This window comes from Pseudoselenomonas ruminantium, assembly GCF_900142515.1.
In the GTDB taxonomy this organism is placed as follows: domain Bacteria; phylum Bacillota; class Negativicutes; order Selenomonadales; family Selenomonadaceae; genus Selenomonas_A; species Selenomonas_A ruminantium_D.
Map to the genome: position 1 here is coordinate 57,648 of NZ_FRBC01000010.1, position 15,980 is coordinate 73,627.

At 50.7% G+C, this 15,980-nt stretch carries 12 protein-coding genes and 1 other RNA gene; 3 read left to right on the plus strand and 10 right to left on the minus strand.

Going from position 1 to position 15,980, the window contains the following annotated elements; all coding sequences use genetic code 11:
• Window positions 1-9: 9 nt before the first annotated feature.
• The 7 genes from BUB68_RS06680 to priA form a co-directional block, all read right to left on the minus strand.
• Window positions 10-720: a GntR family transcriptional regulator gene (locus BUB68_RS06680; protein ID WP_073089340.1), complete on the minus strand. Its 711-nt coding sequence runs from the start codon at window positions 718-720 to the stop codon at window positions 10-12.
• Between the two features lie 23 nt (window positions 721-743).
• Window positions 744-1,613, minus strand: a complete 870-nt coding sequence (gene ispE / locus BUB68_RS06685) for a 4-(cytidine 5'-diphospho)-2-C-methyl-D-erythritol kinase (RefSeq protein ID WP_073089342.1) — start codon at window positions 1,611-1,613, stop codon at window positions 744-746.
• Between the two features lie 22 nt (window positions 1,614-1,635).
• On the minus strand, window positions 1,636-3,024 hold the full coding sequence (locus tag BUB68_RS06690) for an aminopeptidase (RefSeq protein ID WP_073089344.1): 1,389 nt from the start codon (window positions 3,022-3,024) through the stop codon (window positions 1,636-1,638).
• Between the two features lie 44 nt (window positions 3,025-3,068).
• Window positions 3,069-4,031, minus strand: a complete 963-nt coding sequence (dusB, locus tag BUB68_RS06695) for a tRNA dihydrouridine synthase DusB (RefSeq protein ID WP_073089405.1) — start codon at window positions 4,029-4,031, stop codon at window positions 3,069-3,071.
• 8 nt (window positions 4,032-4,039) lie between these two features.
• Complete coding sequence (locus BUB68_RS06700; protein WP_073089347.1) at window positions 4,040-4,834, minus strand: type III pantothenate kinase; 795 nt, start codon at window positions 4,832-4,834, stop codon at window positions 4,040-4,042.
• Between the two features lie 21 nt (window positions 4,835-4,855).
• Complete coding sequence (locus BUB68_RS06705; RefSeq protein WP_073089349.1) at window positions 4,856-5,842, minus strand: biotin--[acetyl-CoA-carboxylase] ligase; 987 nt, start codon at window positions 5,840-5,842, stop codon at window positions 4,856-4,858.
• A gap of 94 nt (window positions 5,843-5,936) precedes the next feature.
• Window positions 5,937-8,372, minus strand: coding sequence for a primosomal protein N' (gene priA / locus BUB68_RS06710; RefSeq protein ID WP_073089351.1), 2,436 nt, complete (start codon window positions 8,370-8,372; stop codon window positions 5,937-5,939).
• 118 nt (window positions 8,373-8,490) lie between these two features.
• On the opposite strand from priA, the gene BUB68_RS06715 reads away from it, so the two are divergent.
• Both BUB68_RS06715 and BUB68_RS06720 read left to right on the plus strand, forming a co-directional pair.
• Entirely contained in the window at window positions 8,491-9,186 is a 696-nt protein-coding gene (locus BUB68_RS06715; protein WP_073089353.1) for a TVP38/TMEM64 family protein, read from the plus strand.
• Window positions 9,187-9,192: 6 nt separating this feature from the next.
• A complete protein-coding gene (locus BUB68_RS06720; protein WP_081371893.1) occupies window positions 9,193-10,452 on the plus strand; it encodes a purple acid phosphatase family protein in 1,260 nt (419 codons plus the stop codon).
• 199 nt (window positions 10,453-10,651) lie between these two features.
• Here BUB68_RS06720 and BUB68_RS06725 read toward each other — a convergent pair whose 3' ends face one another.
• The 3 genes from BUB68_RS06725 to BUB68_RS06735 form a co-directional block, all read right to left on the minus strand.
• A complete protein-coding gene (locus BUB68_RS06725; RefSeq protein WP_073089355.1) occupies window positions 10,652-11,947 on the minus strand; it encodes an MFS transporter in 1,296 nt (431 codons plus the stop codon).
• A gap of 219 nt (window positions 11,948-12,166) precedes the next feature.
• A complete protein-coding gene (locus tag BUB68_RS06730) occupies window positions 12,167-13,120 on the minus strand; it encodes a magnesium transporter CorA family protein (RefSeq protein WP_073089357.1) in 954 nt (317 codons plus the stop codon).
• Window positions 13,121-13,412: 292 nt separating this feature from the next.
• Window positions 13,413-15,398, minus strand: coding sequence for a methyl-accepting chemotaxis protein (locus tag BUB68_RS06735; protein WP_073089359.1), 1,986 nt, complete (start codon window positions 15,396-15,398; stop codon window positions 13,413-13,415).
• A 180-nt stretch (window positions 15,399-15,578) separates the two neighbouring features.
• Here BUB68_RS06735 and ssrA point away from each other — a divergent pair.
• Window positions 15,579-15,918, plus strand: a transfer-messenger RNA (tmRNA) gene (ssrA, locus tag BUB68_RS06740).
• Window positions 15,919-15,980: the final 62 nt, after the last annotated feature.

Here is a 15,980-nt window from a genome sequence, read left to right on the forward strand (position 1 = left end):
TCCTTAAATTTATTTCTTGCTTTTCTTTTCTGCTGTTTTCTTTTTCTCCATGTCTTCCATGGCCTTCAGCAGGGTTTTTTCCGAATTTTCCATATGGAGTTCCGCCGCCTTGCTGGCTGCCTTGCGGTCGCCGTTGGCGATGGCCTCCACAATCTTCTTATGCTCTTCCAGCGTCTCTTCCAAACGGCCTGGATAGGACATGGATAAGGTGCGGAAACGTGTCAATTGGTCGCGCAGATTCGAGATGATCCCCACTAGGCGCTCATTGCGGGCAGCATGATACATGGTATCATGGAACTCGATATCGGTCTCCACGATTTTCTCAATGTTGCCCTCTTTGATATAGCCGCCAATAATCACCAACAGACGCTGCAGATGCTCCAGCTCATCATCCGTGATATGATCCGCCGCCAACCCATTGGACAGGGATTCCAACGCCGTGCGAATCTCAAAGATCTCATTGATATCGCGGATGGACATGCTGGCCACATAGGTGCCCCGGCGGGGCATCATCACCACATAGCCCTCCAATTCCAACTTGCGGATGGCTTCCCGCACAGGCGTGCGACTGACCCCCAGTTCCTCAGCCAGCTGGATTTCCATAATGCGCTCGCCAGGCTTCAATATGCCATTGCGAATGGCTTCCCGCAGGGATTCGCACACAACTTCCCGCAAAGGCTGGTAACTGTCAAGTTTAATCGGAGCTAATCTGTTCTTCATATAGGCCTACCTCTTTTGTAAAATCATGCTTTCATGCGGTTCATCTGAAACGTACGCGTGACAAAGACATCGGCATTGGTTTCCCGACGCAGGACATTGGCGATTTCCTCTGCCTGTTCCCGGCTGCGGGCCAGCCCAAAGACAGTCGGGCCGCTGCCGGACATCATGCTGGCCATAGCGCCGTGCTCCAGCATCATCTCTTTGTATTCCGCAATCACATCATACTTTTTAATAGTAACACTTTCCAGCACATTACACAATAACCCCGCCACGGCTTTTCGATTCTTATGGGCTATGGCGCGCTGGATGGCCTCATTATCCGGATGCCGCTCTGCCCCCTGCTCATCATAGTTCTGATAAGCCCAGGCCGTGGATACGGAAATGCGGGGCTTGGCCAGCACTACCCAGGTCTCCGGCATATCAGCAAGACGCGTGAGCAACTCGCCGCGCCCTGTGGCCAGCATGGTACCACCCATGATGCAGAAAGGAATATCCGAGCCCAGCTGTGCACCGAGTTCACAGAGTTTCTGCTGCGAAAGGCCGAGGTCATAAAGCTCATTCATGCCCTTGAGCACAGCTGCCGCATCGGCACTGCCGCCAGCAAGACCCGCAGCCACAGGGATGCGCTTGATCAGGTCAATGCGCACACCATCTGTCAGCTTGAATTCTTCCTGCATCAACGCCGCCGCCCGCCAAGCCAGATTCTTCTCATCGGCCTTGAGCCAGGGAACATTTATAGTCAGTTCAATGCCCGTTTCGATTTTCTCCAAAGACAGCGTATCATGCAAGCCAATGGTTTGCATGACCATGGCCACCTCATGGAATCCATCCTCGCGCTTGCCTAAAATATCCAGCGTCAGATTGATCTTGGCATTCGCCTCAACTGTTACCATCGTTCACTCTCCATCTTACGCCTCAGGCTTCCTGCAGGAAAGCCATATAGCCCTTCTTCACTTCGTATACGTCAATCTTGCTGGTAACCTCCCAGGGTGCATGCATGCTCATAACCCCTACACCGCTGTCGATTACCTGCATGCCATAAAGGCTCATGATATAAGCGATGGTGCCGCCACCGCCTAAATCCACCTTACCGAGCTCAGCCAGCTGATAATGCACATTGTGCTTATCCATCATGGCGCGCAGCTCACCCAGATATTCGGCGTTGGCATCATTGGAGCCGGATTTGCCCCGGGCACCGGTGAACTTGTTGAACACCATGCCCTTGCCGAGGTACGCCACATTCTTCTTGTCATAAGCGCTGGCATAGAGGGCATCATAAGCACTGGATACATCCGAAGACAGCATCTTGCAGTTGGCCAGCAGACGGCGCAGCCCCAGTTCGCTATAAGCACCGCAGGCATTCATGACCTCTGCCACGGTGTTTTCAAAGAAGCGGGACTGCATGCCCGTAGCGCCTACGCTGCCGATTTCCTCCTTGTCCACCAGCAGGCAGCAAGCCGTGCGCTTGACGTCCTTCATCTCCAACATCGCCCGCAGGGAAGTATAGGAGCAGACACGGTCATCCTGACCATAAGCCAGGATCATACTGCGGTCAAATCCCAGTTCCCGGGCCTTGCCAGCCGGAACCAACACCAATTCGGCCGACTGGAAATCGGCCTCTTCCCAGCCATATTTATCTTTGATAAGCTGCAGGACACCTGCCTTGACGCTTTCCTTATCATCCTTTTTCAGCGGATAGTTACCCACGAGGATATCGAGGCTTTCCCCTTCGATAACCTTGGCGGCGTTCTTCTTCATCTGCTCCTGCGAAAGGTGGATGAGCAAATCTGTCACGCAGAATACTGGGTCATTCTCATCCTCGCCGATGCAGATCTCCACCACGGTGCCATCCTTCTTGGCCACCACACCATGCAGCGCCAGAGGCAGGGTTACCCACTGATACTTCTTGATACCGCCATAGTAATGGGTATCCAGATAAGCAAGGCCGCCATCTTCATACAGCGGGTTCTGCTTGACATCCAGACGGCAGGTATCGATATGAGCGCCCAGGATATTCATGCCCTGTTCCAAAGGCTCCGTGCCGATATTGAAGAGTACGATGGCCTTCTCCATATTCACGGCATAGACCTTGGCACCCGCCGCAAGCTGTTCGCCGCTCTTGATGATATCCGCCAGATTGCGGTAACCGGCAGCTTCCGCCTGTTTGATCGCCTCTTTGACGCTTTCCCGCTCCGTCTTGCAGTTGGTCAGAAATTCCCGATAGCCCTTGTTGAGTTCTTCCAGTTCCTGCTTTTCCGCATCACTGTACTGGCTCCAGATGGAGTCCTTCTTTTCTTCGCTCATCTATATGCCTCCTATTCAGCCTCCCCCTGAGGGGGAGGCTTTCATTATGCTAATAAGTATTGCTCGATAATCTCGATAAAGTCTTCTCTGTTCTCGGCATGATTGAATTTGTCCCTGAGGATTGCCCCATGGGTGATGCCCCTTGTGTACCAGGTTGCATGCTTGCGCATCTCTCTTGGCCCAATATAGTCACCCTTGTATTTCAGGAGCAGATCCAGATGACGGATGATGACCTCCGCCCGCTCCTGCATGGAGGGCTGAGGCAGGATTTCGCCGGTCCGGAGGTAATGCGTCAGCCGCTTGAAGATCCAGGGATTTCCCTGCGCCCCACGGCCAATCATCACACCATCCGCGCCCGTGACTTCCAGGATCTTCTTCAGGTCCTGACAAGTGCGCACATCGCCATTGGCGATAACTGGCACTTTGACGGCCTGCTTGACTTCCGCGATGATATTCCAGTCCGCCTGTCCGCTGTAAAACTGCTCCCGTGTACGGCCATGGACAGCAATGGCATCCACGCCTGCAGCTTCTGCAATCTTCGCGATTTCCAGAACATTGACGTGCTCATCATCCCAGCCCTTACGCATCTTGACCGTCACAGGCATCTTCACGGCTTTGCGGATGGCCGACAAGATCTCATACACCTTGTCCGGGGCCAGCATCAAAGCTGAGCCCTCACCATTCTTGACGATTTTCGGTGCGGGGCAGCCCATATTGAAGTCGAGGATATCCGCCGTGCCCAGTTTCTCCACATATCGTGCCGCCTCAGCCGCCATATCCGGCGAATTGGCAAACAGCTGCATGGCCAGAGGGCGCTCGCCCGGCTCCGACTCCAGCATGGTCAAAGTGCGTTCATTGCGGTAATGGATGCCCTGACAGCTGACCATTTCCGCATAACAGAGCGGACAGCCCATATCATGGGCAATGATGCGGTAAGCCGTATCCGTAACGCCAGCCATCGGTGCCAAGAACACCGGCGCATCAAAGGTAAAATTTCCGATTTTCATGGTCATGCTCAGGCGTTCCTCTCCGCATTATCCCGCTTGTCGGCATTGCGCTCATAGAGAGCCTGCAAGCCTGTCAGCGTCAGGAAATGGTCAACCTTGTCAATGGTAGCCGACTCCTTGGCAATCATGCGGGCAAGGCCGCCCGTCGCGATGACCTTCATATCCTTGCCGTATTCAGCCTTGATGCGGCGCACGATTTCGTCGATCTGCCCCACATAACCGAAGATGATGCCAGCCTGCATGCCCTGGATGGTGTTACGGCAGATGATCTGTTTAGGCGGCACCAGTTCGATACGAGGCAGCTGTGCCGCTGTCTGGAACAGAGCATCGGCGCTCGTGCCGATACCAGGAGCAATCACACCGCCCATGAAATCTCCTTCATCGCCTACCACATCATAAGTGGTAGCCGTACCGATATCGATGACAATCAGCGGGCCGCCATACTGTTCATAAGCCCCCACCACATTGACGATACGGTCTGCACCGATGGCGCGGGGATTCTCATAATGAAGCTTGATGCCCGTCTTGATACCAGGCCCCACCACCAAGGGTTTCAGATGGAAGTAACGCTCGCACATCTTGACCAGTGGTACCACCAACGGCGGTACTACAGACGAAATGATGATGGCATGGATGTCACTCATGCTGATGCCCTGATAGCGGAACAGATCATTCATCAGCATGCCGTATTCATCCCCGGTCTTCTGGCGATCCGTGGAAATACGCCAATGCTTCATCAATTTCTTGCCTTCATAGGTTCCCATGACAATATTGGTATTGCCAATATCCAAAACTAATAACAAAGGATTATCCTCCTAATATAATTACCATTTACCATTTTGGGGACGGATGGACACATCCCCGGCCAATACACGCTGGCGGCCTTTTTCCGTATCCACCAGCAGGGCGCCGTCTGCATCGATATCCACAGCCTTGCCGGTATAGACCTCACCATCCCGCACACCGATGACCTTGACTTTCTGCCCCAATGTGATGCTGTACTGACGCCATTCCTCCAACACCGGCGCAAAGCCATCGCACTGCACCCTGGCATATAAGTCATCCATGGCCCGGAGCACAGCCTGGAAGAACTTCACCCGTGGAAGTCTCTCCCCCTTCATGATGCTCAGGGATGTGGCCACATCGCGGATATCTTCCGGGAACTCTGCCGCATCGATATTCACATTGATGCCTGTGCCAATGACGATATAATTGATGCCATCCATCTCGGCACTCATTTCCGTCAGGATACCCACCAGCTTCTTATTGTCATAAAGCAGGTCATTGGGCCATTTGATGCCCGGTTTGAGGCCAAATTCCGTCATGGCACGGGCCACAGCTACCGCCGCCATCAGCGTGCATTTGGGTGCTTCCTGCGGCAGGAACTTCGGCCTGAGGATCACCGAAAACCAGATGCCCTTGCCCTTCGGTGAAAAGAATTTGCGCTCCAAACGCCCCTTGCCACCGGTCTGACATTCAGCCACCACCACTGTACCTTCCACAGCTCCCTCACGGGCCAGCCGCTTGGCCTCATTATTGGTAGAGTCAATTTCCTCATGGCAGATGATGTTTCGCCCGATCACCTGCGTGCCCAGGCCGTGATTGATCTCTCCAGCCAGCAGGGCATCCGGGGCCACCCGCAGGCTATAGCCACTGCGGGCATGGCTTTCAATCTCATAGCCCTGGGAGCGCATTTCCTTGATATGCTTCCAGACTGCCGTCCGGGAAACTCCCAGCCGGTCCGCGATTTCTTCACCGGATATATATGTATCTCCTGCATTGCGCAGGATTTCCAAAATCTTATTACGCATGCCAGCCCCCTTGGAAAAATTTACACTTATTCATTATACTGCTAGAACTGCCGTTTCGCTACAAAGCAAGCTGAAAAATTTTTTCTCATGCAGCTTACATCATCGTAATCGGATCGATATCAATCGCCACATCAGTCCGTACATGAAACTTCTGCTTGCGCAGGAATTCCTGCACAGCCGGCATATTTGCCGTTTTGATCAATACCACATAACGGTAGATCCCTCGCAAACAGGCAATAACTGCCGGAGACGGCCCAATGATCTGCTGCTGTCTATCTTCCCGGAAATATTCCTGAAAGATCTTCACCAGACCTCTGGCATTTGCCTTGGCCATATCTTCCCTCTCATGCTGAAACAACAGCTTCACGATCCGGCTATAAGGTGGATAAAACAACCCTTGCCGCAAATGCATCTCCTGCTCATAAAAACTCTCATAATCCTGCTTTATGCCACAGGTCACCGCATAATGTTCCGGGTTATAAGTCTGAATCACCACATGCCCTTGATTTTCGTGACGTCCAGCCCTCCCTGCTGTCTGTGTTATCAACATAAAACACCGTTCCGCAGCCCGGAAATCCGGCAGGTTCAAGCTGGAATCCGCACTGATGATCCCCACCGCCGTAACATTGGGAATATCATGCCCTTTGGCCACCATCTGTGTTCCCAGCAAAATATCATATTCGTGACGGCGAAACCTGTCCAAGATCTGCTGATGCGCAAACTTCCGGTTCGTAGTATCTCTATCCATACGAATGACCCGGGCCGAAGGCACCAGCTGATGCAATTCCTGCTCCAGTTTCTCTGTGCCAGAACCGAAATACTTGATGTAGCGGCTGCCACACTTAGGACAAACATCCGGCACTTGTTCTGTCACATCACAATGATGGCAGGAAAGATGTCCATCCTTATGGTAGACCAAGGGCAATCCACAAAGTTTGCATTTGATTACTTCCCCGCAAGAGCGGCACATGACAAAGGTAGAAAATCCCCGGCGGTTCAACATGATGATGATCTGTTGTCCGCGGCTCATCGTTTCTTCAATCAGGTGACGCAATGCTTGTGAAAGGATATGACGGTTGCCCATGCGCAATTCCTGGCGCATGTCTACACACCGGACAAGTGGCAGCGGCATATTGCCAATGCGCTTGGGCATCGAAAGCAAGGTCAGCTCCCCCTGCTTCGCCCGGTAATAGCTTTCCAGTGAAGGCGTCGCACTCCCCAATAATAATACCGCCTGATGAATCCTAGCCAATTCTTCAGCCACCACCCGCGCATGATAACGTGGCGACTCATCCTGCTTATAAGACATGTCCTGCTCCTCATCCATGATGATCAAGCCAATATCATTCAAGGGCGTAAAGAGCGCTGACCGGGCACCGATCACGATTCCCGCCTCTCCCTGGCGCACCCGCACCACAGCATCATTGCGTTCTGCCAACGACAATTGGCTATGGATCACGACAATATCTTCCGGGAAATACGTTTTGAAAGCCGTCACCACCTGACCGGTCAAGGCTATTTCCGGCACCAGGACCACCACTTGCCGTCCCCAAGCCCGTGCTTTCTGCGTCAGTTCGATATAAACCTGCGTCTTGCCGCTCCCCGTAACACCTTTAAGCAAGAAACCATGATATTTTTCCTCTTTCAACGAAGATTCCATAGCTGAAAGCACCGTCTGCTGGTCATCTGTCAATATGATATCCTGCCTGGCTGTGCTTTCAATCTCGCCATAACTATCCCGCAACACTCGCCGCTGGCCGATCCTTACCAATCCCGCAGCGGCCAGATTATTTATGGTAGCCACAGCAACCTTCTGCGCCTTCAGAGCCACAAAATCTATCTGTCCCGCGTCGGCAGCAGTCAATAAATCCAGCAAACGCCGCTGGGCTTTCTTCCGTTTGAATCCTTCCAATAATTCCGGTGTGACTTCAGTCAATAATTGCACATACTTTTCATAGCGGGCCTTCTCCCGTTTACCAGCCTGATATTCTTTAGCAATCACCCCATACTGGTTGAGTTTGTCCAGGATCTGCGGCAATTCATCCTTGTACGCCGGTAATTTTTTGCCGAGATCCAGCTTCGACTGACTGCCGCCAGCGGACAGGCAGTCATAGACAGTCCGATAGGCAGGCACTGACAGCAATAAATGATTGCATTGCTCAGGCACCGCCTGATAGGCCACGGTTATCTTGATGCCACTTTTCCCAGGCATAAAAAGCCGCATCATCTCAGCCAAAGAGCACAGATAAAAATCCGCCAGCCATTGTGCTACCTGCATCATCCGCTCTGAAAACCAGGGCTCCTCATCTATCGCAGCTTCAACAGGTTTGAGCTTGGCGCTCATCTCTCCCAGATCGGCCGCAGATTTTTCCGCCACTGCCACAATAAAGCCTTCCACCTTGCGCCCGCCAAAGGGCACAAAAACACGCCAACCTGCCTTCAGGTAAGAAAGCTCTGCTGGCACGCTGTAGGTATAAGCCTTGGCAATGCTCTTCACCGGAATATTTACAAAGACACTGGCTGTCAACATGAGTACCTAACCACCGTTCACAAAAATTTCCTTATTAACATAACATTTTTTGCTAAGACAAGCAATATTTTCGTGCTATACTAGAGGAGAATGATTTTTCGTCTAGGAGGAATTTTCTTTGCAATTCACGAAATCGCTAAAAGTGGTAAAACTAGGCGCCCTATTGGCAATTGTTTTGCTTTTTGTCATCATCCACCTGCTCAATCCAGCATTCCTGCCTCATATGTGCGGACTGCTGGCCAGAGGAGATATTCTGGAGACTGCCGATTACATTGCCTCCTTTGGCTCCGGCGCTGTAGTCTTCAGTTTTCTGCTAACCTTATTTGTCAATGCTTTAGGATTCCCACCAGCCATCATTTTTTCCACAGCAAACACACTGATTTTCGGAATTGGCTGGGGCATTTTCCTTTCGGTAGTGGCTGAAACAGTCGGTGTGGCCATCAGTTTCATCCTGTTGCGCTTTTTCTTCCGCGAAGCAGCAGAAAAAATCATCAGCCGCAACAAAACATTGGCTAATATCGACAAATACAGTGGCAGCCGCGGTTTCGTGGTCATGCTGATTGCCCGTATGGTGCCCTATCTGCCTTCCATCATGTTAAATGCCATCGGCGCCTTATCTGCCATGCGCTTCCGGGATTATGTGATTGCTTCTTTTGTGGGTAAGTTTCCTTCCACAGGCATCGAAGCCATTATCGGCCATGATGCCATCACCGCGCAAGAAGATCCCACCCGCATGATCATAGTCATCATCTTTGCAGTCATCCTGATTGTCGGTGCCTGGCTCTATGAACGTCATGAACAGAGAAAGAAGTGATTCGCCATGCAACTGTCACGCCGTAATTTTCTGATTTTGTCCGGGAAGATCATTCTCCTGCTTGGTCTTGGCGGATTTTTCCCCCGCTTGGCCGCCGCTGCTTCCGGGACGCTGCCCATCGAAGCTCTACGGCAGCTCATAACCAGCGACCCTCGTACCTCCCGTACCATCATGTGGCAAAGCAAGACTCCATTGGACGAGTGCCGCCTGCAATATCAGGCAGGCAATGCTCCTATGGAAAGTCTGCCTGTCAGCTGCAATAGCCTCAATGAGGACCGGGTAACCAATTACTATTACACCGCCTGGCTCAAGGACCTCATCCCTGCCACCACCTACCGCTACCGCATCTGGCAGGGCAATATTTCCACAGATTGGCACGAATTTTCAACAGCTCCGGCAGACATTACAGATTTTTCCGCACTGATCTTCTGCGATTCCCAATGCGGCCATACTTATGACAGTTGGGGCAATGCTTTCCGCACTGCATGGCAGCGACATGCTGATGCTCATTTTTTTGCCATCGTGGGCGATCTTGTCGATAATGGCCAGCAAGAGTGGCAATGGCAGCATTTTTTTGCAGCCATCCAGGGCATTCTGCCCCAGCATCTATTTGTACCGGTAATGGGGAATCATGAATGCTACAGCCTGATTTGGAAATTTTGCCGTCCCCGCCGCTATGAGCTCAGTTACAATCTGCCTGCTAACGGCTCACCAGAACTGCAAAATTACTTCTACTCCTACGATTACGGTCCGGTGCATTTCATCGTTCTGAACACGCAAATGCTCGAACTCAAGGATATCCATCCGGACATTTTGGACAAACAAAAAGCCTGGCTGCGCCAGGATGCCAAAAACCACCATGCCAAATGGCAGGTGGTACTGATGCACAAAGACATATTGGCCTATGATGAATATCAGGAAGTCTCCAAGACCATGATGAGCATCAGCGATGCAGGCCACGCTTTCATGCCCATTTTCGACGAGTTGGGCATTGATCTGGTATTGACAGGGCATATGCATACCTATCGTAATCGAGGGCATATCCGTCATCTCGAACCAGCAGACAAAGGCCCCGTTTATATCATGAGTGGTCCTATTGGCAATCAGCAATATACCGTTCCTGCTGACAAAAAATTTGACCGGTCAGCAATCTATCAGCCCACTCCGGAAAATTATCTGCTGCTCAGGGCCAGCAATGAAAAACTCTCCGTTACCTGTTATACCGTAAACGGAGAATTCGTGGAAACCTATGAAATCAGCAAATAAGGTACTGTTGCACGAGTGAGGAATCACTTATGCACAGCCCCCTTAGCTTTTACCATGGCAAAGGCTCCTATTCATATCTAAATCCTACACCTAATCCCGAGGCGTTCCAGCCCCGGGATTATCTTTTTTTCAGGGACAACAAAAGAGACTGCTGCACGTAAATATCACATGCAACAGCCCCTTTCAGTATATCCAACTGTCAGTTATCGGCGATAAGTTGCTTGCCTGGCTTGATGACCAGCCAGCAGGCGACTACGATGAGACCGAATAGAGCTGTGATGGAAAATGCGTTGTTCCAGCCGTATGTCTCGACGAGGAATGCCGTGACAATCGGGGCGAGGACACCGCCGATATTGCCCCAGAGGTTGATCCATCCGGAGACAGAGCCACTGAAGCGGCCGCCAAGCGACATGACCGATGACCAAGTAGCACTCATACAAAAACCGAGGGAGCCGAGAGCCAGCGTCATCCAGAAGATAGCAGCTTCGACGGAAGCCATGCGGGATGCTGCGTAAAGCCCTACGGAAGTGACTGCGATGCCAAAGATAGCGGTGACCGTGCGCATTGTGTACTGGCGTTCACTGTTCTTGCCCACAGCCAGGCGGTCGGAAAACCAGCCGGCGAAGAAGACCATAAAGGTTAAGGCAATCCAGGGGACAGAGGTCCAAAAGCCCATGGTTTTGAGGCTCAGTCCATATACTTCGGTGAGGAACATGGGCAGCCAGGAAAGAAAAACATACATGATGTAATCGACGACGAAGAACTGAAGACCGACAGCCCAGAACCGATGGTTTAGCAGAAGTTCCTTCCACGGAGCTACGGCTTTTTCGGTTTGGTCGCTGCGCGCTTCGTTGATGTAGTTGATTTCTTCTTCGCTTACATAAGGACAGTCTTCCGGGGTATCCCGGGTGTAATGATGCCAGGCATAGGCAACGACGATGCCGAGGATACCAAAGATTATAAAGACGCCCTGCCAGCCGAGCCACCCCATCAGAGCGACAGTCAGCAGCGGGCCGACAACCGGACCAAAAAAGGTGCCGCCGAGGATAGAGGAACTGGCTTTGCCTTTTTCGGCATGGTTGAACCACTTATAGCAGGCTGCGCCGAGTGAAGGGAATACCGGTCCCTCGCCGAGGCCGAAGGCCAGGCGAACGGCAGCAAAGCTGAATTTTCCATGCGCCAGAGCAGTCAGAGCGGTAAAGATTGACCACCAGAGAATGGCAAATGTACCGGTTTTGCGAAGACCGAAGCGATCTGCCAAAATGCCTCCGGGAACCTGCATCAGCGCATACCCACCGAAGAAACAGGTTTGGATAAGTCCCATATCGATTTTGGTGAAACCGAATTCCTGCATGATGACCGGTGTGGCGACAGAAAGGTTTACGCGATCCATGTAGGCGACAAAACTGACTAGAAAGATCAAGCTGGCGACTTTCCAGCGATAGTTTGTACTGGCAGATGCATTGGCACTGCTTATGGTGTTTTCCAGATTCATAAAGACTCCCCACTTTCTATATACATCTGTCTTTAAATAAAAGACAATAAGATAACCATTGCTAAAACTCATTGTAAACATGTAAAGGCTATGTGACTTATTATACTGTATACAAAAATTCTGTCAAGGGGAAATTCCTTACTAACTGGGCAAGGAATGTTTTTCAAGAACAACAAAAGGGCTGCTGCACGTAAATATTACGTGCAACAGCCCCTTTATTCAAAACATATCTTTCTTCCAAAGGGCATAGGCTCCAGCAATGCTGATACCAAAGGCAATGACCATCACATACATGAAGCCCAGTGTGTCTCCTTCAAAAGGCACTGGTACGTTCATACCGAAGAAACTCGACACCACTGTAGGGATAGCGATGATAATGGTCATAGCGGCCAAGAACTTCATCACGAGGTTCTGGTTATTGGCAATGATAGAAGTGAATGTATCAGCCATACGCGCAAGGATCTTGCTATACATCTCTACCATTTCCTTGGCCTGCTTATTCTCGATGATGACATCCTCCAGCAGATCCTCATCTTCCTCATAGGCTTTGAGTAGAGGCGTCAAGGCCGGATTATTGCGCATGCGCAGCAGCTTATCGAGCACAGCACCATTGGAACGGATAGCCGCATTGAAGTACGTCAGGCCCTTCTGCAATTCCAGCAGGCGCAAAATCTCGCTGTTTTTCATATCATGGCGCAACTGGTTCTCGATATCATCCGAGAGTTTACTGATCTGACGCAAGTAACGCAGATAGAAAGTCGCTGATTTATAAAGGATCTGGAACAGGAAACGCGTCTTTTTGTAAGTACGGAAAAGTTTGGCCGTACGCTCATTGAATTCGGCCATGACGGGCGTCTCTTCGAGGCAAACCGTGATGATATAATCCTCGCTGATGATAATAGCCAACGGCAGGGCATCATAGCTGTCATTGCCCCGGTTCACCGCCACATTGGTCAATACCATGACGGAATCATCTTCGATATCCGTATGGGAACGTTCCTCATCATCCAGTGCGGAACGCAAAAAATCAGGATCAACTTCCGTCAGATTGCTGACCACTTTCAGCTCATAAGGCGTAGGGTCAACAATATTGATCCAGGCCCCCTTCTCCAGTGTTTTCAGGGTCAGCTCCTGCAAAGGACCACTCTCCAGGGATTTGTATATCTTTAGCATGATATCTCCTCTCTATTATGGAGTCCCCTGCCAGGCCTGCTATCTTATGGGGTTACAGGATAATGGCACCGGGTCTCCCTGTTGTTGAAGTACATCGTTTTGGTTTTGCCGTATCAGGGTGATCGTCCATTATCCTCACCATCCTTTCATCAAAAAATTTCCACACCGTATTATAACGCAATTGTTCAGATTTTGCCATAGGCAAAATATACAAAACAGCGTTTCAGCGGACTCGTTCCGCCATAACACAAATATGACCGATCAGATCTGACCGGTCATATTCCTTTTCCCTTTATAATTTAAATTTATTGATCGCTGTTTGCATATCCGAAGCCAAATTTGCCAAGGACTGCGATGCCGCTGCAATCTCTTCGTTAGAAGCAGACTGTTCCTCAGTAGCTGCCGAAATGGAAGATGTGTGATCAGCAGTCTTGCGGCTGACACTGTCAATAGAATCCACAGCTTCTACGATATTACCAGCACCAGCAGACACCGAATTCACCGAAGTGCTGATTTCATCGATCTGCGTCTTTATGCCATTGACCTGACCCATGATATCCTGGAACTGGATGCCTACATCCCGAATGGCCTTGGTTCCCAGTTCTACTTCTGCCTTGCCTTCTTCCATCGCCCTTACAGCCTGTGCTGTATCGTTTTGGATTGTAAGGATACGGGCCTTGATCTGCTCAGCCGATTCCTGCGATTCTGCCGCCAGCTTACGGACTTCATCCGCTACTACGGCAAAACCACGTCCATGCTCACCAGCCCGTGCCGCCTCGATAGCCGCATTGAGTGCCAACAGGTTCGTCTGATCGGCAATAGAGGAAATCGCCTCTACGATCTGGCCAATCTGCTGGGAACTTTCCCCCAGCGTACGCACTACATCAGCGGAGTTCATGACGCTTGTCTCAATATGCGTCATCTTGGTAGTAGCATCATTCATCAGATGCTCACCCTGTTTAGCTGCATCGGATGTAGTCAGTGCCGCTTCTGAAACCTTCCTCGTCTTTTCAGTCATAGCCGTGATATCGATAAAGACGCTGTCCACGTTCTTCTTGGCACCATCAATATCAACCAACTGTTTGTCCATTCCCGCCGATACTTCACCAATGGTTTCTGCCACATGCACCGCTGCTTCTGCTGACTGCTGGGCATTAGCCGTGAGCTCTTCTGAAGCTGCAGCCACCTGTTCCGACGTTGCTGCCATCTTACCGATAAGGTCATGAAGATTTTGCTGCATCTTATTGAAGGCATTCGTCATCGAGCCGATTTCATCGTTGGTCGTAACCGCCAAATGCGGCACCCGCAGATTGCCATCGGCCAGCTGGGCAGCCTGTCCTTCCAAAGCCACGATCGGCTGAATGATCCGGGCTGCAAAAGTAAGGCACATGCCGACCACCAGCAGGAAACCGATCACGATCAGCACACCATAGATCATCCGCAGACGATGGATTGGCGCAAAGACAAAGTCCGTCGGAACTGCCATAGCAATAATCCAGCCAGTGGTCGGAACCGTCGTATATGCACAAAGCTGCTCTTCTCCTTCAGCATTTTCATAGGTAAAATAGCCATTGCCACTCTGGAACATGGAATCCAGTTTCTCACCTATGCCCTTGATTTCCCGTGCTTCAGACATAGGCTGTTCCTTGCCGGAAGTAGCCAGCAGTTTGCCGGTTTTTTCGATGATATAGCCAATTCCCTGTTCACGGTATTTGATTTTCTGCACTTGTTCTTTCAACACAGTAAGGGTGATATCGCCACAGATTGCACCACGGAACTGTTTATTCTCCCCATAGAAAGGAGCAACTGCCGACACGACAAGATCCCCCGTACTCTTGCTGGTATAGACCTCCGTATAAACCGTCTTGCCAGCAGCACGGGCCTGTGCATACCAGGGACGCTTGCGCGGATCGGTCTTCCCCGTTTCATCCGGGCTGTTATAAGGCAGGAACATGCCATCCTCATCACCTCGGGTCATCTCCTGATAGTCCTTGTCCGAAGATGCAACACCAAGCAGGGATTTCATTTCCTCATTCTCAAAGTCCAGCTCACTCTTTTCCACATCCGTCATCAAATTTGCCTGAGCCGTTACGGCATTGGCTTTTTCTTTCAGCCAGCCATCCACCACTTCCCGCTCAGTATTAACGTTGGCCACAATCTCTCCGTTTACCGACTCAGACAGATTGTCATAGGCCGTGAAGTAACCTGTAGCCGAGACTATAATCAGGATAATGCCTACGATTCCTGCCAGCACAATAAACTTTTGTTTGATTCCCATAATTTCACTCCCTTAGTAATTTTTCCTGACATCCAATATCAACTGACCGCCGTGAAAAGATACCATTTGAATCAATTATTTCTACACATGGGCAAAATTTTCCTGCCTCAATGACAGTCTTGCAAAATATTTTTTGCTTGCGTTCTATTATGAAAAATGCTATACTTAATGAACATATTTGGGGATGTAATGGTTTCGACGGGGTATTGAAGCCACGAGGTTCGCAGGCCAATGGTTACGAAGCCTAACTCTTAACCGCTAAATGTAATTGACGAATTCGATTACGCATACGCTGCCTAAGCCTTGCGCTTAGCAGCCCCCTCGGTATCACTAGCTGCGGGCAGGGCTGAGGGTTTCAAATAAGCGCAGCAGTTTTGCCTCTTTTCGCAAAAGAGGCTGGTGGAGGACTCTGAATCTCAGAGTTGCGCTTCTATGATGCTGGCATCCTCCAGCTATTGCGATAATGCCTTGTGATGTGGATGTATTTCGGACAGGAGTTCGATTCTCCTCATCTCCACCATGATAAAAATTCAGGCGCTGACCGGTCTTTTGACGGTCAGCGCCTTTTTATGTACATCAATG

Bases quoted from the DNA above. Each gene is read 5' to 3' on its own strand.
- BUB68_RS06680 (WP_073089340.1), bottom strand. From the start codon at position 720: ATGAAGAACAGATTAGCTCCGATTAAACTTGACAGTTACCAGCCTTTG.
- ispE (WP_073089342.1), bottom strand. From the start codon at position 1,613: ATGGTAACAGTTGAGGCGAATGCCAAGATCAATCTGACGCTGGATATT.
- BUB68_RS06690 (WP_073089344.1), bottom strand. From the start codon at position 3,024: ATGAGCGAAGAAAAGAAGGACTCCATCTGGAGCCAGTACAGTGATGCG.
- dusB (WP_073089405.1), bottom strand. From the start codon at position 4,031: ATGAAAATCGGAAATTTTACCTTTGATGCGCCGGTGTTCTTGGCACCG.
- BUB68_RS06705 (WP_073089349.1), bottom strand. From the start codon at position 5,842: ATGCGTAATAAGATTTTGGAAATCCTGCGCAATGCAGGAGATACATAT.
- priA (WP_073089351.1), bottom strand. From the start codon at position 8,372: ATGTTGACAGCCAGTGTCTTTGTAAATATTCCGGTGAAGAGCATTGCC.
- BUB68_RS06720 (WP_081371893.1), top strand. From the start codon at position 9,193: ATGCAACTGTCACGCCGTAATTTTCTGATTTTGTCCGGGAAGATCATT.
- BUB68_RS06725 (WP_073089355.1), bottom strand. From the start codon at position 11,947: ATGAATCTGGAAAACACCATAAGCAGTGCCAATGCATCTGCCAGTACA.
- BUB68_RS06730 (WP_073089357.1), bottom strand. From the start codon at position 13,120: ATGCTAAAGATATACAAATCCCTGGAGAGTGGTCCTTTGCAGGAGCTG.
- BUB68_RS06735 (WP_073089359.1), bottom strand. From the start codon at position 15,398: ATGGGAATCAAACAAAAGTTTATTGTGCTGGCAGGAATCGTAGGCATT.